The sequence below is a fragment of the Streptomyces sp. NPDC054813 genome (genome assembly GCF_053611365.1).
Genome location: NZ_JBSHAF010000042.1, coordinates 49,496 through 66,181, shown reverse-complemented (window position 1 = coordinate 66,181; position 16,686 = coordinate 49,496). Strand labels below are relative to the sequence as shown.

The following is a 16,686-nucleotide window of genomic DNA, read 5'->3' as shown; positions in this document are numbered from 1 at the left end:
GTTCCCCGCGCCCCTGACGGGACGCTGGATCAACGCGCCCCAAAGGGGCGCGGGGAACTGCGCGACCAGCCCCCATCGGCCCGCACAACCGAACGGTCCTACTCCACCGTCACCGACTTCGCCAGGTTCCGCGGCTTGTCGATGTCGCGGCCCAGGGCCTTCGCCGTGTGGTAGGCGAGGAGTTGGAGGGGGATGCCCATCAGGATGGGGTCGAGTTCGTCCTCGTTCTTCGGGACGACGATCGTGCGGTCCGCCTTCTCCTGGTGCTGGTGGGCCACCGCCAGGATCTTTCCGCTGCGGGCCTTGATCTCCTCCAGGGCCGCACGGTTCTTCTCCAGGAGGTCGTCGTCGGGGACGATCGCCACCGTGGGGAGCGCCGGCTCGATCAGGGCCAGCGGGCCGTGCTTCAGCTCCGACGCCGGGTAGGCCTCCGCGTGGATGTAGGAGACCTCCTTGAGCTTCAGGGACGCCTCGCGGGCCACCGGGTAGCCCCGGACGCGGCCGATGAAGAGCATCGAGCGGGCGTCGGCGTACTCCGCGGCCAGCTTCTCGATCTCCGCCTCCTGGGCGAGGATCTCCGAGATCTGGGCCGGCAGCTTGCGCAGTCCGTCGATGATCCGCTTGCCGTCGCGGACGGAGAGGTCACGGGTGCGACCCAGGTGCAGTGCCAACAACGCGAACGCGACCGTCGTGTTGGTGAAGCACTTCGTCGAGACCACGCAGACCTCCGGCCCGGCGTGCACGTACATGCCGCCGTCCGCCTCGCGGGCGATCGCCGAGCCGACCACGTTCACCACGCCGAGCACCCGCGCGCCCTTGCGCTTCAGCTCCTGGACGGCGGCGAGCACGTCGTACGTCTCACCGGACTGGGAGACCGCGATGTACAGGGTGTCGGGGTCGACGACCGGGTTGCGGTAGCGGAACTCGGAGGCCGGCTCGGCGTCCGCGGGGATCCGGGCCAGCTCCTCGATCATCTGGGCGCCGATCATGCCCGCGTGGTACGAGGTGCCGCAGCCGAGGATCTTCACCCGGCGCACGGCACGCGCGTCCCGGGCGTCCAGGTTGAGGCCGCCGAGGTGCACGGTGGAGAAGCGGTCGTCGATCCGGCCGCGCAGCACGCGGTCGACCGCGTCGGGCTGCTCGGAGATCTCCTTGTGCATGTAGGTGTCGTGGCCGCCCATGTCGTACGACTCGGCCTCCCACTCCACGGTGGTCGGCTCGGCGGTCGTGCGGGTGCCCTCGGTGGTGTATGTCCGGAAGTCGTCGGCCTTGAGGGTGGCCATCTCGCCGTCGTCCAGGGTCACTATCTGACGGGTGTGGGTGACCAGGGCCGCGATGTCGGAGGCGACGAACATCTCCTTGTCGCCGATGCCGAGGACGACCGGGGAGCCGTTGCGGGCCACCACGATGCGCTCGGGGAAGTCGGCGTGCATCACGGCGATGCCGTAGGTGCCCTCGATCAGGTGCAGCGCCTGTCGGACCCGCTCCTCCAGGGTCTCCGCCTGGGAGCGGGCGATGAGGTGGACGAGGACCTCGGTGTCGGTCTCGGAGAGGAACTCGACGCCGTCCGCCTCCAGCTTGCGGCGCAGGTCGGCGGCGTTGTCGATGATGCCGTTGTGGACGAGGGCGACCTTCTGGTCGGCGGACATGTGCGGGTGGGCGTTCACGTCGGAGGGTGCGCCGTGGGTGGCCCAGCGGGTATGGGCGATACCGGTGGTGCCCTTGAAGCGCGCCGGGACCTTGGCCTCCAGGTCCCGGACCCGGCCCTTGGCCTTGACCATCTTCAGGCCGGCCGCCTTCGGGGAGGTGACGACGATGCCCGCCGAGTCGTAGCCGCGGTATTCCAGCCGCTGCAGACCCTCCAGGAGGAGCGGGGCCACGTCACGCTTACCGATGTATCCGACAATTCCGCACATATATAGGTGTTCCGTATTCCTCAGCCGTAGACCATGCGGCGCAGCTGCCGGAGGGTGAGCTCCGGCGGGGCGACCGCCCTGTACTTCAGATCCGCCTCGATCCGTTCGAAGATCTCCGCGTTCACCAGGCCTTCTGCCTGCAGTTCGCGGTGGCGGCGCCGGACGTAGTCCCCGGCCGTCTCGTCGAAGTAGGCGAGCACGTCCTGTATCACCCGCAGCGCCTCGCCCCGGCTCAGGGGCGAGGACCGCGTCAGATGATCAACAAGTTCGTCGTGCACCCGTAGATCCTGGAGTACGGGATGGCGGTTTAGCAAGAATCCTGCCCGATTCCGGGCAACGGCCTGTTCAGTCTCTTATGGGGCTCTGTTCGTAGCCTGTCCATCCTGTGTCTTGCGCCACGTTGCTTGTGGAGACGAGTTTCAGACGTCATGGACATTCCTCGTATGGGAGTACCCGACAAGCTGGCCGAGCGCATGAGCATGGCCGAGCAGCACGAGTACCTCCGCGCCAAATTCTCCCGGCGGTCGATGATCAGAGGCGGCGCCGTGACTGTCGGCGCCGTCACGGGCGGCTCGTTCGTGCTGGGTGGCACCGCGCAGGCGGCCGTCCCCACCCAGTCCTCCGCCCCCGCCACCCAGTACGTCGACGGCGCCTTCGTGGCGCCGTTCGGTCGTCACCTGGCCTACGGCAACGACGCCAGCACGGAGATGACGATCTCCTGGCAGGTCCCGGTCGCGGTGAAGAAGCCTTTCGTCCGCATCGGCACCCACGCCTCGCACCTCTCGGTCAAGATCGACGCCGAGATCCGCACCCTGTACACCCCGGCCGGCATCGGCGCCAGCGGCGACCACACCCAGTACTACGTGCACGCCAAGCTGGCCAACCTCAAGCCGGGCCGCACCTACTTCTACGGCGTCGGCCACGAGGGCTTCGACCCGGCCTCGCCGCAGTTCGCGAGCACCATCGGCACCTTCACCACCGCCCCCTCGCACAAGGAGCCGTTCACCTTCACGGCCTTCGGCGACCAGGGCGTCAGCTACCACGGTCTGGCCAACGACAGCCTGATCCTCGGCCAGAACCCCAGCTTCCACCTGCACGCCGGCGACATCGCGTACGCCGACCCGTCCGGCGCCGGCAAGACCGCCGACACCGGCTTCGACTCGCGCGTGTGGGACCAGTTCCTGGCCCAGACCGAGTCGGTCGCCAAGTCGGTGCCGTGGATGGTCTCCTACGGCAACCACGACATGGAGGCCTGGTACTCGCCGAACGGCTACGGCGGCGAGGAGGCCCGCTTCACCCTGCCCGACAACGGGCCGGACAAGAAGAACCTGCCGGGCGTCTACTCCTTCGTCCACGGCAACACGGCGATCATCTCGCTGGACCCGAACGACGTCTCCTTCGAGATACCCGCGAACCTGGGCATCTCCGGCGGCACCCAGACCAAGTGGTTCGAGGCGCAGCTCAAGAAGTTCCGCGCATCGAGGGACATCGACTTCATCGTCGTGTTCTTCCACCACTGCGCCTACTGCACCTCCACGGCGCACGCCTCGGAGGGGGGCGTGCGACAGGAGTGGGTGCCGCTGTTCGAGAAGTACACGGTGGACCTGGTCATCAACGGCCACAACCACCAGTACGAGCGCACCGACGTCATCAAGGGCGACAAGGTCGTCAAGAAGCTCCCGATCGGCGAGACGGCCTACTCCGAGACCGAGGGTGTCGTCTACGTCACGGCGGGCGCCGCGGGCCGCAGCCTGTACGCGTTCACCGCGCCGGACTCCTACGAGGGGCACCTGAACGAGGTCGACTCCGTCGCCTCCTTCATCAACACCAAGGACGGCAAGGTCAACGAGACCGTCACCTGGTCCCGGGTGCGCTACCTCAACTACTCGTTCCTGCGCGTGGACGTCGAGCCGGCGCCGCGCGGCCAGTACGCCAAGCTGAAGGTGTCGGGCGTCGCCGAGACCGGCGACCGCATCGACCACTTCACGGTGGCCCGCAAGGCCAAGTAGGACCCGGTAGACCCAGTAAGGCCGTACGCCCGGAAGGCAGGGCGCAGGGCACCCGCAGGCGGTCCTCACAAGCGATTGAGGACCGCCTGTTTGGCCAACGCGAACTCCTCGTCCGTGAGCACGCCCGCGCGATGCAGCTCGCCCAGCTCGCGCAGCCGGCGCAGCAGCGCGTCGTGATCGGCCTCCGGCTCCTGGGCCACCCGGGGCGCCTCGGGTACGGCCGCCGACGGATGCGGCAGCCGCGCCTGCACCGCCGCCGCGACCAGCGCCATCAGCGGATCCCGCTTGAACCCCCACAGCTCCACCGCGTTGGGGTCGTACCTGGCCCGCGCCCTGGCCGGCGCACCGCGCACCCGGAACCGCAGATGGCCGTTCTCCAGCCCGGCGGAGGGCTGCCACTCCACGGCCAGGATGTCCGCCAGGGCCAGCGTGCGGGGACCGGCGGCGGCCTTCACGTCCTCCGCCTTCCAGTTCCACTCCAGCCGCACCCGCTCGCCGTCGAAGCCGGCCGTGCCGTCCCCGGCGGAGACCGACAGCGGCAGCTGCGGACCCGGCAGCAGATACCCGGTCACCGGCGTGCCCGGGACCCGCTCCAGCAGCAGCGCGTCGCGCACCTGGTCCGTGAAGTACTCGGCGACGCCGTACCGGTCCGGCTCCACGGCCAGCTGGTAGGGGTCGTGGGTCTCGGCGAGACGGCCGCCGGTGGCGTGCAGCAGTGGATCGGCGCCGTCCCGCAGCCGCAGCCTCAGCCGCCCCGACCTGCGGCCCTGCTCGAACGAGACACCCGCCAACGCGGCCAGCGGGACGACCAGTTCACCCAGCGTCCGGCGCAGCACACTGACGTTCCTGTCCCGCCCGGGAGTCAGCCGTAAAGCGTCTCCGTCGAAGGCCCAGGTGGCGTCCTTCTGGATGATTTCCGCCATGGGGGGATTGTTCCACCGGAAGTACGGCCGGGTGGTCTCGACCAATCCCGGTCGGTGGTGCATCCTCAGCCGAGTCCTCTGCAAGTCCTCCGCACAGAGTTCTTCGATGGGAGCGCATGTGAGACGGCACCACGGAACGACTCCCCGTACTCCCCGCATGGCCCGCGTCCTGGGGTCCCTGCTGCTGGTCGCGGCGGCCGGCGCCTTCACGGTCGGCGCCACCCCGGCCACGCCGAAGCCCGCCCCGGCCCCGCTCGACCGGGTCGTCCCGGCGCCCGCCTCGGTCAGGGCGGGCGGAGCGCCGTACCGCATCACCCGTGACACCGCCATCCGCGTCGACGGCTCCCGGGAGGCCCGCGGGGTCGCCGAGTACCTCGCGGACCTGCTGCGGCCGTCCACCGGCTACCGGCTGCCCCTGCCCACGCACGGCACCTCGGGTATTCGACTCCGCCTCGCCAAAGGCCCGTTCGGCGCCGAGGGGTACCGCCTCGACAGCGGCCGCGACGGCGTCACCATCACCGCCGCCGAACCCGCCGGCCTCTTCCACGGCGTCCAGACCCTGCGTCAGCTGCTCCCGGCGGCCGTCGAGAAGGACACCGTGCAGCCCGGCCCCTGGCTGGTCGCGGGCGGCACCATCACCGACCGCCCGCGCTACGCCTACCGGGGCGCGATGCTCGACGTCTCCCGGCACTTCTTCACCGTGGCCCAGGTCAAGCGGTACATCGACGAGCTGGCCCTCTACAAGATCAACGAACTGCATCTGCACCTCAGCGACGACCAGGGCTGGCGCATCGCCGTCGACTCCTGGCCGCGTCTCGCGACCTACGGCGGCTCCACCCAGGTCGGCGGCGGCCCGGGCGGCCACTACACCAAGGCCCAGTACGAGGAGATCGTCCGGTACGCGGCCTCCCGCTACCTCGAAGTCGTCCCCGAGATCGACATGCCCGGCCACACCAACGCGGCCCTCGCCTCCTACGCCGACCTCAACTGCGACGGCACCGCACCGCCGCTGTACACCGGCACGGACGTCGGCTTCAGCTCGCTGTGCGTGTCGAAGCAGGTGACGTACGACTTCGTGGACGACGTCATCCGCGAGCTGGCCGCCCTCACCCCGGGCCGCTATCTCCACATCGGCGGCGACGAGGCGCACTCCACCAGCCACGAGGACTATGTGGCGTTCATGGACCGGGTGCAGCCGATCGTCGCGAAGTACGGCAAGACGGTGATCGGCTGGCACCAGCTGACCGGCGCGCATCCGGTGCCGGGGGCGATCGCCCAGTACTGGGGGCTGGACGACACCGGCGCGGACGAGAAGGCCCAGGTGGCCAAGGCCGCCCAGAACGGCACCGGGCTGATCCTGTCGCCCGCCGACCGGCTCTACCTCGACATGAAGTACACCGAGGACACCCCGCTCGGCCAGGACTGGGCCGGTCTGGTGGAGGTGCAGCGGTCGTACGACTGGGATCCGGGCAACTACCTCGCGGGTGCGCCGAGTTCGGCGGTGCGGGGGGTCGAGGCGCCGCTGTGGTCCGAGACCCTCGTGACCAGCGCCGACATCGACTACATGGCCTTCCCGCGGCTGCCGGGGGTGGCGGAGCTGGGCTGGTCGCCGGCGTCCACGCACGACTGGGACGCCTACAAGGTGCGGCTCGCCGCGCAGGCGCCCCGCTGGGACGCCCTGGGCATCGGCTACTACCGTTCGCCGCAGGTGCCCTGGCCTGCGAAGTAGACCGAACCGGAAAGACCGACGGGCTCCCCCGAGGACCGTACTCGGGGGAGCCCGTCCGCCCGGATCAGAACCCCGCGACGGGATTTTTCAGGGTTCCGACCAGCTGGAGGGCGCCCGACGGGTCCGCCAGGTCCACCATCTGCCTGTTGTTGCGCAGCTGGAGCCGGTTGAGGCAGGACAGCGCGAACTCGGGCGCGAACATGTCGTACTGCGCGAACCTGTCGGCGAGTTCGGGCGCCGACTCCTGGTACGCACGGGTGACCTCGGCGACCGTCCGCCAGAAGTCGTCCTCCGTGAGGACCCCTTCGGCCGCGAGGTTCGCGGCGAGGAAGCGGAAGAAGCAGTCGAAGACGTCCGTGAAGATCGACAGCAGCTTCTTGTCCTCGGGGACCTCGACGCGCAGCCGCTCGACCGTCGGCGGCAGCACCGCTTCCGGGTCCATGACCGCGATCTCCTCGGCGATGTCCTTGTAGACCGCCCGCTGGACCACGCCGTCCTTCAGGACCAGGACGACGTTCTCGCCGTGCGGCATGAACACCAGGTCGTAGGCGTAGAAGCTGTGCAGGAGCGGGGTGAAGTAGGCCTTCAGATAGGCCCGCAGCCAGTCCTTCGGGGTCAGTCCGCTCCGCTCGATCAGCGCGGCGGCGAAGGACGCGCCCTCGTGGTCCACGTGCACCAGGGAGGCCATCGTCGCGAGTGACTCGCCCTCCTGGAGGGACGGCACCGGGCTCTCCCGCCAGAGCGCGGCCAGCATCTTCCGGTACGGCGAGTAGCGGTCGGTCGCCTGCTCGTACTCCAGGTGCCGGTAGCCCACGGCCGCCCGCTCCCGGATGATCGACAGGCCGGTGGACTTCAGCACCGGGTCGTTGTCGATGAGCTGGGCCAGCCAGTCGTTGATCGCCGGGGTGGCCTCCATGTAGGCGGCCGAAAGACCGCGCATGAAGCCCATGTTGAGGACCGACAGGGCGGTCTTGACGTAGTGCTTCTCGGGGTGGCTGTTGTTGAAGAAGGTCCGGATGGACTGCTGGGCCAGGTACTCGTCGTCGCCCTCGCCCAGGCAGACGAGGTACCCGCGGGCGACCTCGGCGGCGAAGGTGACGGTGAGCTTGTTCCACCACTGCCAGGGGTGGACCGGGATGAACAGGTAGTCGGCGGGGTCCAGGCCCCGGTCGAGCAGGACGCCGTGGAAGCGCTCCACCGTCTGCTCGCCCAGCTCGTCCCGTACGAAGGACTCGTAGTCGATGCCCACGCCCGCCGTGAACGCGGCACGCGACCTGTGCGCCGCCAGCCAGACCAGCCGGACCGGGCTCGCGGTCTCGGGGGCGTACGACAGGTACTCGTGGACGCCGAAGCCGAGCCGGCCGTTGTTGGCGACGAAACAGGGGTGGCCCTCGGTCATCCCGGTCTCGATCGCCTGGAAGTCGGCCCGTACCAGCTCGGCGGCCGGGATCTGCGGCTTGGTGAGCTTGTAGCAGGTGCCGGAGAGGGTGGAGGAGATCTCCTCCAGATAGACCGGCAGGATCTCGTCGCTCAGGCCCAGCGAGTCCTTCAGCTCGACGAAGAAGTCGAGTGCGGCGAGCGGGAGTTCGGCGCCGTCGCGGACCCGGCCGATGGAGTCGGCGTCCACCTGCCAGTGGTCCAGGGCCCGGCGGACGGCGCTGAAGCGGTACCGGGTGAGCCCGTCGTCGCTGCGGACGACATACGACTGGCCGTCCTGCTCCGGGGTGATCAGGCGCTCGTGGGCGAACTCGGCGAGCGCCTTGCGTATCAGGAGCCGGTTGGCCTTCTCCCAGCGCTCGGGGGAGAGATGGGCGACCGCGTCCGCGAGGGTCATACGGACACCGCCTTCTCGAACCGCTCCCGGGTGCAGAAGCTCAGCAACGCCGTTTTCTCCGGCTTCTGGATCTCGCGTACGGGCACGAACCCGACGGCCTCGTTCAGCGCGTGCACGGCCGTGTTGTGCACGTCCGGCTCGACGACGATCCGGCGGGCCGCCGGATCCTCGAAGAGATGGGCGACCACGGCGGTGATGACGGCCTTGGTGAACCCGTGCACGGGCGTCTCGGTGGCCGGCGTCAGGAAGTGCATCCCGACGTCCCCCGGCTCGGGGTCGTACAGCCCGACCAGCTCGCGGTGGGCGGGGTCGTACTTCTCCATGAGGAAGGCGGGTTCGCCGTCCTCGCCGAGCCCCAGCAGCGCGTGGTGGTGCTCGTCGGCGGCGATCTCCATGTACGCCCGCTCGACGTCCTCCAGCTTCGCGTCCCGCATCATCCAGTAGGCGGCCTTGGGGTGCGTCACCCAGCGGTGCAGCAGCTCGGCGTCCTCGAGCGGGTCAAGGGGCCGGAAGGTGAAGGTCAGGGTGGCGGTGGCGCTCATATGGCGAACTCCTGGAAGGCGATGGTCTTCTCCACCGGGTAGTACTCCGAGCCGAGCAGCTCGCGGATGATGTACGCGTTCCGGTAGGGGCCCATGCCCAGGTCGGGGCTGGTGATGCTGTGGGTGTGGACGCCGGCGTTCTGCAGGAAGACGCCCCGGCCGGTGACGTCGATCGCGTAGTTGCGGGCCACGTCGAAGTTGCCGTGCGAGTCGTAGCGCAGCCGGTCCCGGACGGGCCGGAGGAACTCGGGCTCGGCGTACCTGTAGCCGGTGGCCAGGACCAGGCCCTGGGTCTCCAGCTCGTAGTCCTTGCCCTGCTCCTCCTGGCGCAGGGAGAGGGTGTAGGTGCCGTTCTCGTAGGCCGCCGCGTTCAGGCTGGAGTTGGTGAGCAGCCGGGTGGGGACCGGGCCGCCGAGGTTCTTCCGGTAGAGCAGGTCGAAGATCTCGTTGATCAGGTCGCCGTCGATCCCCTTGAACAGGCCCTTCTGCTCTGCGGTCAGCCGGTAGCGGGTTGCCTCGGGCAGGGCATGGTAGTAGTCGATGTACTCGGGGCTGGTCATCTCCAGCGTGAGCTTGGTGTATTCGAGGGGGAAGAAGCGCGGCGAGCGGGTCACCCAGTTCAGGCGGTAGCCGTGGACGTCGATCTCGCTCAGCAGGTCGTGGTAGATCTCGGCGGCGGACTGGCCGCTGCCGACCAGCGTGATCGACTCCTTGGACTGGAGTTCCTGCTTGTGCCTCAGGTAGCGCGAGTTGTGGATGAAGTCTCCGCCGAGTCCCCGGCAGGCCTCCGGGATGTACGGCGGGGTGCCGGTGCCGAGGACCAGCCGGTGGGCGCGGTAGGTGTCACCGGCGGCCGTGGCGACGACGTACAGCCCGTCGTCGTACCGGACCTCCGTCACCATGGTGCTGAAGCGGACGTTGGTCAGCTTGTTCGCGGCCCAGCGGCAGTAGTCGTCGTACTCCACCCGCAGCGGATAGAAGTTCTCGCGGATGTAGAACGAGTACAGCCGGCCCTTCTCCTTCAGGTAGTTGAGGAAGGAGTACGGCGAGGTGGGGTCGGCCAGGGTGACCAGGTCCGACATGAACGGGGTCTGCAGGTGGGCGCCGTCCAGGAACATGCCGGCGTGCCACTCGAAGTCGGGCTTCGCGTCCAGGAAGACGCCGTCCAGTTCGGCGATCGGCTCGGTCAGGCAGGCGAGGCCGAGGTTGAAGGGCCCGAGCCCGATGCCCACGAAGTCATAGGTCTTGGTCGGGTTTTCAGGACGCGCGGTCAAGGGACTCTCCCAGGTACTGCTCGGCGTGGCCGGCGATCAGATCGAGGACGGCGGCGATGTCGGCCGTCGTGGTCTCGGGGTTGAGCAGGGTGAACTTGAGGTAGTGGCGGCCGCCCACCTTGGTGCCCGCGACCACCGCGTCGCCGGAGGCGAACAGGGCCTTGCGGGCGTACAGGTTGGCGCGGTCGATCTCGGCCGGGTCGGTGATGGCCGCCGGGATGTGACGGAAGACGAGGGTGGACAGGGACGGCTGGACGACGACGTCGAAGCGCGGGTCGGCGGCGAGCAGTCGCCAGCCCTCCGCGGCCAGGTCGCAGACCTCGTCGAAGAGCCGGCCGATGCCGTCGGCGCCCATGGTGCGCAGCGTCATCCACAGCTTGAGGGCGTCGAAGCGGCGGGTGGTCTGCAGGGACTTGTCGACCTGGTTGGGGATGCGCTCCTCGACCGTCCGGCGCGGGTTGAGGTACTCCGCGTGGTAGGTGGCGTGCCGCAGGGTGGCGGTGTCCCGGACCAGCACGGCGGACGAACTGACCGGCTGGAAGAAGGACTTGTGGTAGTCGACGGTGACCGAGTCGGCGCGCTCGATCCCGGTGATCCGGTCCCGGTGCTTGAGGGAGGCGAGCAGACCGCAGCCGTAGGCCGCGTCCACGTGCATCCAGACGCCGTACTGCTCGCACAGCTCGGCGATCTCCGGCAGCGGGTCGATGGAGCCGAAGTCGGTGGTGCCGGCGGTGGCGACGACCGCCATGGGCACCAGGCCGTCGTTCTTGCAGCGTTCCAGCTCGTGGGCGAGGGCGACGGTCTGCATCCGCTTGTCCTGGCCGACGGGGACGGAGACCACCGCGTCCTGGCCGAGGCCGAGCAGTTTCGCCGACTTCTGCACGCTGAAGTGGCTGACCTCGGAGGCGAAGATGCGCAGTCTGGAGAGGGAGTCGGTCTTCGCCTCCTCCCGGGCCAGGAGCAGCGCCTGGAGGTTGGACTGGGTGCCGCCCGAGGTGAACACGCCGTCGGCGGCGTCGCCGAGGCCGATACGGGCGGTCGTCCAGTCGATCACTTTCCGCTCGATGAGGGTGCCGCCGGCCGACTGGTCCCAGGTGTCCAGGGAGGAGTTGACGGCGGTGAGCACCGCCTCGCCGAGCACCGCCGGGATGACCACCGGGCAGTTGAGGTGGGCGAGGTAGCGGGGGTGGTGGAAGTAGACGGCGTCCCGGAGGTAGACGTCCTCCAGCTCGTCCAGGACCGCGGTGGTGTCGTGCAGCGGCCGGTCGAGATCGATGCCGTCGATGAGCGGGGACAGGGCGTCGACGGTGACACCCGTGAACGGCCGGTCGGTGGTGGCGAGTTTGGCCGCCACCCGCTCTACTCCTTCGGTCACGGAGCGGCGGTAGTGCTCCGCGGTGAGGTCATTGAGCAGGTGCGAGCGCATGTGGGGGTCCTCCGGGGACGATCCGGGCGGGGGAAGGGAGCGAATGGCTCCAACTTAGGTTAGCCTAAGCTAAGTAACGATGGAAGCGCTGCCCCTCCCGTGAAAGCCGTCACCTCGGCCTCGTAACTACTCGCAGGCCGCCCGGAGTTGCTCCTCCGTCAGGCCCTGCCGCCAGTAGCCGACGAAGGTGACCCGGCGCCGGTCCACGCCCCGCTCCCCGACGAAGTGCCGGCGCAGTTCCCTGACCCGCCCGGACTCACCGGCGATCCAGACGTACGGGCGCTCCGCGGCGGGCAGCAGGGCGCCCCGGATCGCCGCCTCGGCGGTGCCGCCCACCACCCAGTCGATCTCCGCGTCGGCCGCGGTCGTCACGTCCTGGATGTCCCCGGTGCGCGGCACCTCCAGCCAGGCGCGCACCCGGGTGCCGGCGGGGAGGGATTCGAGGATGGCGGTCGCCGCGGGCACGGCGGTCTCGTCGCCCCAGATCAGCACCAGATCGGTGTCCTCGGGCGGCCGGAAGCGAATGGCGCGGTTGTCGGCGACCGCCGGGCCGAGCAGGACCACCCGGTCGCCGGCGGCGGCCCGGGAGGCCCACCGGGAAGCGGGCCCCGCGGGGGTGGCGGCCCCCGGTTCGACCCCGTGCAGCGCGAAGTCGATGTCGATCTCGTCCGGGTCGCGGCGCAGCTCCCGGAGCGTGTACGAGCGCATCACGGCCCGTACGTCGTCCGGGAGTTCGCGCCAGCCCTGGAACCAGCCCTCGCCCAGCTCGATGGGCACGGCGGGCTCGGCGCGGCCCTCGGCCGGGATGAACAGGGAGAGGGACTGGTCGCGTCCGTCGGAGTGGAAGTGCGCCAGATCGGCGCCGGTGAAGGTGACCCGGACCAGAGACGGACCGAGCCGCCTCGTCCGTACGACCTGGAGGGAGAAGAAACGGAACGGGGCGGCCACGGCCGTCGTCATATGAGCTCCTGAGACTCAGGAAGTTGTCGGGGTGTGCCCGGGCGGGGTCAGCTGACCTTCTTCGCCGTCTCCAGCGCCTTGGCGAGGTTCTCCACCATCGTGACGCACTTGTCGTAGGAGAAGATCGGCTCGGGGGAGCGGGCGATGACCTGGCCGGCCTTGACCGCGGGGAGCTTCTTCCAGGTGGCCTGGGTGATGTCGGCGGGCTGGGTGGTCGCCGAGCGGTCGTCCATCATGATCACGTCGGCCTTGTACTTGTCGACGTTCTCCCAGCTCAGGTCCTCGTACCAGCCGCCGCTCTTCTTCAGCACGGACGCCGACGGCTCGACGAAGTTCACCCCGAGGGCCTTGAAGTACTCCAGGTCCACCGAGAGGTTGGAGCCGGAGACGTAGAACAGGTCCTGGGCGGCCGAGCCGGCCAGCACCTTGATGTCGGGGTGCGCCTTGGCGGCGGCGCGCAGCCGGGAGGAGGCCTCCTCGAAGCGCTTCTTGGCGTCGGTGACCTTGCTCGCCGTCATGTCCGCGCCGAGCGACTCGGCCAGGGCCCAGACGCGCTGCAGCGGGACGGTCAGCCGGCGGTCGTAGGCCGAGATGCCGACGCTCGGGGCGAGCTTGGCGATCTTGTCCTTGGACTCGTCCGGGACGTACCAGAGGGTGCCGGCGCCGTCGAACATCGTGGTGATGAGGACCTCGGGGGCGAGGGCCGCGTACTTCTCGACGTTGAACTGGCCCCAGGTGTTGCCGAGGACGGTCACCTTGCTGATGTCCATGTCACCGGCCTGGACATCCGCCTTGCCGTCCTTGGTCTTCGTCGGGCCGAACACGCCCTTGACGTCGACGCCGTAGTCGTACAGCGCGGCGGCGACGCCGACGAAGGCGACGATGTTCGCCGGGACCTTGTCCAGCTTCACCGTGGTCCCGCGGTCGTCCTTGAAGGTCCAGGGGCCGGACTTGGCGGCCGTCGTCTCCTTGTCGGAGGAACCACCGCTTTTCGCGTCGTCGTCCCCGCAGGCGGCGAGCACGGCACCGAGGCCGAGGGCGCCACCGGCGGCGAGGATGCCGCGGCGAGTGAGGTGGGCTGCTCTCACGTTGGACATAGGTGTGGCTGCTTTCGGACGTGCGGAAACACCGCCGGACAAGTCGCTGATTAGGTTAGCCTAACCTCACATCTTGTCTAGATCCACCCTTGGGGCCTCCCGCACGAGACCGGCTCAGGCCTGCCAACTTCCGTACCGATGGCCGTCCTTGACATTTCGGTTCCAGGATCGAAGGTGCGTCGACGGAGACTCCGCCGGCCCCGTGAGCGACCGACCCTTGATGCCCGCTCGTCGGCGTGCTCACCTTGTGCGGTGACTTACGGCTGGAGCAGACGTTCGCTCGTGTCCCTCTTCGTGGTCTCGGTGGGAGTTCCGGTGGTGCTCGTCCTAGGAGCCGTCACGGGCTGGAGCCGTTCGGCGATCGGCGCGCCGGCCTGGGCGTCGTGGACGATCGCGGCTCTGGCGATCTGCATCGGTCTGCCGCTTGCCTGGGGCTCCACCCCGCTGGGTACCAGAAGCGCGACGAACCTCCTGCTCAATGCCTATCGCCGCGAGGGGCTGGAGCCTGTCGAACGGCAGTATCTGTCCAGGCTGGCGCCTCGCAGGGCCGGACTTCAGCTGTTCAACCTCGGACTCGCCCTCGAGCAGGCGGGCGACCAGGACGGCGCTCTCGCGGTCTACCGGAGCGCGGCGGACCGCGGATCCCCACCGGCCATGATGAATCTGGCGTACGGCCTGAGCCGACGTGGCGAAGAGGAGGAGGCGCGAGACTGGTACCGCCGCGCGGTGGAGGCCGGGTACACGCCTGGTGGTGTGCCGGGGCGGGTGGACGGTGAGCAGGGGACGCCGTGATGAAGGGGTCGAGGATGCCACGCGCGCGCCGAACCCCTCACCCGAACTGAGGATCCGTCAAACCGCAATGACCTCGCTGCCGACAGTTCGGGGTGCCGGTTGCGGGCGTCAGTAGCCGGTGCCGCGCTTGACCTGGGCCCGCTCGATCCCGGTGGTCGCACCCTTGTGGTCCAAGGTGCCGCACGCGTCGGCGATGTCCTGGGTCAGACGCTCGATCTGCTCGCGGCTCAGGGTCTCCTTGACCAGGGCACGCAGGATCTTCACCCGCTCCGCGTTGGGCGGCAGCGTGTACGCCGGCACCATCCAGCCGCGCTCGGCCGAGAGCTGCCAGGCGACGTCGGACTCGTCGTAGGCGTGCTTGCCGGCAAGGCGGAAAGCGACCAGCGGCAGCTGCTCGAGGCCGCTGCCGATCACTTCGAAGCGGCCGCTGTCACGCAGGTTGTCCGCCAACGCGAGGGCGTTCTTCTGCATCGCCTCCATGACGTAGGTGTAGCCCTGGCGGCCCAGTCGCACGAAGTTGTAGTACTGGGCGAGCACCATCGCCGCGCCGGTCGAGAAGTTCAGCGTGAACGTCGCGTCGGTCTTGCCCAGGTAGTTCTCGTGGAACACGAGGTCCTTGGCCAGGTCTGACTCCTCGCGGAAGACCAGCCAGCCGATGCCGGGGTAGACCAGGCCGTACTTGTGTCCCGATACGTTGATCGAGCGGACCTGCTCGAGCCGGAAGTCCCATTTCGAGTCCGGGTAGAGGAAGGGCCACACGAAGCCGCCGCTGGCTGCGTCGACGTGGATCGGGATGTCGAGGTCCCGCTTCTTGCGGATGTCCCGCAGGAGCTTGTCGATCCCGACGACGTCGTCCTTGTGGCCGGTGAACGTGGTGCCGAGGACGGCGACGACGCCGATCGTGTTCTCGTCGAGGTGGGGCTCCACGTCCTCCGGGCCGATCGTGTACTTGTCCTCCGCAAGCGGCACGATCCGCGGCTCCACGTCGAAGTAGCGGCAGAACTTCTCCCACACGACGTGGACGTCGCCGCCGAAGACCAGGTTGGGCCGGTCGGCCGAGAGTTTGGCCGCCTGGCGGCGCTCCCGCCACTTCCACCTCAGCGACAGCGCGCCGAGCATGATCGCCTCTGACGAGCCCTGGGTCCGGCATCCGGTGGTCCTGCCCGGTGCGTGGAAGAGGTCGGCGAGCATGCGAACGCAGCGCTGTTCGATCTCGGCGGAGATGGGGTACTCCGCGTGGTCGATGAAGTTGCGGTGGAGGTTCTCGGCGATGATCCGTTGCGCCTCCGGCTCCATCCAGGTGGTGACGAACGTGGCGAGGTTGCGCTGCGGGTCGCCCTCCATGGCGAGGTCCGCGTCCAGCAGCCTCATGGCGTCCGTCGCGGTCATGCCCTCCTCGGGGAATTTCCCCGAGGGAGCGGGCGCGGTCAGGAAACGGTTGCCGAACAGAGCCGCGGCGTCACTCTTGGTCATACCGGCGACTCAACCACGTTCGGGGCGGGAGCCGTTCCGAGGACCTGTGGACAGGGCTCGGGATGCACGCGGACGGCGTACCTTCCCGAATGATCGACGACGCCCGCCAGCCGCACGGAGGCCCGCGCCGGCGTCCCGGCAGGCGCCGCGTCCAACCCGCACGGTCACGTTCTGCGTTCGATGGTCACTCTGTGTATGGTCTCCTCATGGCCGCTCCCAGTGCCGTCCGCCGCCTCCTGCTCGCCACCGGCTTCCTGGTGCTTGTGCAGGCGGGGGTCGGCCTGGTCGTCAATCTCTACGGTCTCTATCCGGCCCGCCAACGGGGCTCTCGGACGGGGGCTCACCGCATCAGGGCCTACGAGAGCTTCGCCTGGGCGGTCGGGCACGGCACTCTCGCCCTCGCCGTGCACACCGTGCTCGGCCTCACGCTCGTCCTGCTGTCGATCGTCGCGGCAGCGCGCGCCGTGCTGCTCCGTCGGCGCGCGGTCGCATTCTGGACCGTGCTCGGGGCGCTCCTGGTCATCGGTGCCGCTGTATTCGGTGCGAACTTTCTCGCCCACGGCAGGACCCTCAACTCACTGCTGATGGCCCTGTTCGCGCTGAGCGCCGAGGTGTGCTTCCACCTCGCCATCGACCTTCTGCCTTCTGGGCGGCACGGAGCTGTGGCCACACTCCGTTGAGGTGCGCCGCATGATCGGTAACGCCTCACGC

14 protein-coding genes are annotated in these 16,686 nt (G+C 69.0%); 4 read left to right on the top strand and 10 right to left on the bottom strand.

Annotation, left to right across the window (positions count from 1 at the left end):
- Positions 1 to 98: 98 nt before the first annotated feature.
- Complete coding sequence (glmS, locus tag ACWGJB_RS47035; protein ID WP_453386180.1) at positions 99 to 1,916, bottom strand: glutamine--fructose-6-phosphate transaminase (isomerizing); 1,818 nt, start codon at positions 1,914 to 1,916, stop codon at positions 99 to 101.
- A 20-nt stretch (positions 1,917 to 1,936) separates the two neighbouring features.
- Positions 1,937 to 2,194: a hypothetical protein gene (locus ACWGJB_RS47030; RefSeq protein WP_351734897.1), complete on the bottom strand. Its 258-nt coding sequence runs from the start codon at positions 2,192 to 2,194 to the stop codon at positions 1,937 to 1,939.
- 165 nt (positions 2,195 to 2,359) lie between these two features.
- On the opposite strand from ACWGJB_RS47030, the gene ACWGJB_RS47025 reads away from it, so the two are divergent.
- Positions 2,360 to 3,925, top strand: coding sequence for a purple acid phosphatase family protein (locus tag ACWGJB_RS47025; RefSeq protein ID WP_453386179.1), 1,566 nt, complete (start codon positions 2,360 to 2,362; stop codon positions 3,923 to 3,925).
- Between the two features lie 65 nt (positions 3,926 to 3,990).
- On the opposite strand, the gene ACWGJB_RS47020 is transcribed toward ACWGJB_RS47025, so the two are convergent.
- Positions 3,991 to 4,848 carry a DUF4429 domain-containing protein gene (locus tag ACWGJB_RS47020; protein WP_453386178.1) on the bottom strand — a complete coding sequence of 286 codons (858 nt, stop codon included), beginning with the start codon at positions 4,846 to 4,848 and terminating at the stop codon, positions 3,991 to 3,993.
- A 157-nt stretch (positions 4,849 to 5,005) separates the two neighbouring features.
- Here ACWGJB_RS47020 and ACWGJB_RS47015 point away from each other — a divergent pair, with 157 nt between their 5' ends.
- Positions 5,006 to 6,577 (top strand): beta-N-acetylhexosaminidase, encoded by a 1,572-nt coding sequence (locus ACWGJB_RS47015; protein ID WP_453386177.1) that lies wholly within the window; start codon positions 5,006 to 5,008, stop codon positions 6,575 to 6,577.
- Positions 6,578 to 6,641: 64 nt separating this feature from the next.
- On the opposite strand, the gene ACWGJB_RS47010 is transcribed toward ACWGJB_RS47015, so the two are convergent.
- The 6 genes from ACWGJB_RS47010 to ACWGJB_RS46985 all read right to left on the bottom strand — a co-directional run bounded on the left by ACWGJB_RS47010 (position 6,642) and on the right by ACWGJB_RS46985 (position 13,710).
- The gene (locus ACWGJB_RS47010; protein ID WP_453386176.1) at positions 6,642 to 8,411 is read right to left on the bottom strand and encodes an IucA/IucC family protein; all 1,770 of its coding nucleotides are present in this window, start codon (positions 8,409 to 8,411) and stop codon (positions 6,642 to 6,644) included.
- Positions 8,408 to 8,953 (bottom strand): GNAT family N-acetyltransferase, encoded by a 546-nt coding sequence (locus tag ACWGJB_RS47005; RefSeq protein WP_453386175.1) that lies wholly within the window; start codon positions 8,951 to 8,953, stop codon positions 8,408 to 8,410. The genes ACWGJB_RS47010 and ACWGJB_RS47005 overlap by 4 nt, the downstream gene beginning before the upstream one ends.
- Positions 8,950 to 10,227: a lysine N(6)-hydroxylase/L-ornithine N(5)-oxygenase family protein gene (locus ACWGJB_RS47000; protein WP_453386174.1), complete on the bottom strand. Its 1,278-nt coding sequence runs from the start codon at positions 10,225 to 10,227 to the stop codon at positions 8,950 to 8,952. The genes ACWGJB_RS47005 and ACWGJB_RS47000 overlap by 4 nt, the downstream gene beginning before the upstream one ends.
- Positions 10,211 to 11,653, bottom strand: coding sequence for a lysine decarboxylase DesA (gene desA / locus ACWGJB_RS46995; protein WP_453386173.1), 1,443 nt, complete (start codon positions 11,651 to 11,653; stop codon positions 10,211 to 10,213). Before desA ends, ACWGJB_RS47000 begins: the two co-directional genes overlap by 17 nt.
- 126 nt (positions 11,654 to 11,779) lie before the next feature.
- Positions 11,780 to 12,613, bottom strand: a complete 834-nt coding sequence (locus ACWGJB_RS46990; RefSeq protein ID WP_453386172.1) for a siderophore-interacting protein — start codon at positions 12,611 to 12,613, stop codon at positions 11,780 to 11,782.
- A gap of 47 nt (positions 12,614 to 12,660) precedes the next feature.
- Entirely contained in the window at positions 12,661 to 13,710 is a 1,050-nt protein-coding gene (locus tag ACWGJB_RS46985) for an ABC transporter substrate-binding protein (RefSeq protein WP_453386171.1), read from the bottom strand.
- A 282-nt stretch (positions 13,711 to 13,992) separates the two neighbouring features.
- Here ACWGJB_RS46985 and ACWGJB_RS46980 point away from each other — a divergent pair, with 282 nt between their 5' ends.
- Positions 13,993 to 14,502: a hypothetical protein gene (locus tag ACWGJB_RS46980; RefSeq protein WP_453386170.1), complete on the top strand. Its 510-nt coding sequence runs from the start codon at positions 13,993 to 13,995 to the stop codon at positions 14,500 to 14,502.
- 108 nt (positions 14,503 to 14,610) lie between these two features.
- Here the strand turns inward: ACWGJB_RS46980 and ACWGJB_RS46975 are convergent, their stop codons facing one another.
- Positions 14,611 to 15,975 (bottom strand): glutamate decarboxylase, encoded by a 1,365-nt coding sequence (locus ACWGJB_RS46975; RefSeq protein WP_453386169.1) that lies wholly within the window; start codon positions 15,973 to 15,975, stop codon positions 14,611 to 14,613.
- Between the two features lie 206 nt (positions 15,976 to 16,181).
- Between ACWGJB_RS46975 and ACWGJB_RS46970 the strand changes: the two genes are divergently transcribed.
- Positions 16,182 to 16,655, top strand: a complete 474-nt coding sequence (locus ACWGJB_RS46970) for a hypothetical protein (RefSeq protein WP_453386168.1) — start codon at positions 16,182 to 16,184, stop codon at positions 16,653 to 16,655.
- Positions 16,656 to 16,686: the final 31 nt, after the last annotated feature.

Bases quoted from the DNA above. Each gene is read 5' to 3' on its own strand.
- glmS (WP_453386180.1), bottom strand. From the start codon at position 1,916: ATGTGCGGAATTGTCGGATACATCGGTAAGCGTGACGTGGCCCCGCTC.
- ACWGJB_RS47025 (WP_453386179.1), top strand. From the start codon at position 2,360: ATGGGAGTACCCGACAAGCTGGCCGAGCGCATGAGCATGGCCGAGCAG.
- ACWGJB_RS47020 (WP_453386178.1), bottom strand. From the start codon at position 4,848: ATGGCGGAAATCATCCAGAAGGACGCCACCTGGGCCTTCGACGGAGAC.
- ACWGJB_RS47015 (WP_453386177.1), top strand. From the start codon at position 5,006: ATGGCCCGCGTCCTGGGGTCCCTGCTGCTGGTCGCGGCGGCCGGCGCC.
- ACWGJB_RS47010 (WP_453386176.1), bottom strand. From the start codon at position 8,411: ATGACCCTCGCGGACGCGGTCGCCCATCTCTCCCCCGAGCGCTGGGAG.
- ACWGJB_RS47005 (WP_453386175.1), bottom strand. From the start codon at position 8,953: ATGAGCGCCACCGCCACCCTGACCTTCACCTTCCGGCCCCTTGACCCG.
- desA (WP_453386173.1), bottom strand. From the start codon at position 11,653: ATGCGCTCGCACCTGCTCAATGACCTCACCGCGGAGCACTACCGCCGC.
- ACWGJB_RS46990 (WP_453386172.1), bottom strand. From the start codon at position 12,613: ATGACGACGGCCGTGGCCGCCCCGTTCCGTTTCTTCTCCCTCCAGGTC.
- ACWGJB_RS46985 (WP_453386171.1), bottom strand. From the start codon at position 13,710: ATGTCCAACGTGAGAGCAGCCCACCTCACTCGCCGCGGCATCCTCGCC.
- ACWGJB_RS46975 (WP_453386169.1), bottom strand. From the start codon at position 15,975: ATGACCAAGAGTGACGCCGCGGCTCTGTTCGGCAACCGTTTCCTGACC.
- ACWGJB_RS46970 (WP_453386168.1), top strand. From the start codon at position 16,182: ATGGCCGCTCCCAGTGCCGTCCGCCGCCTCCTGCTCGCCACCGGCTTC.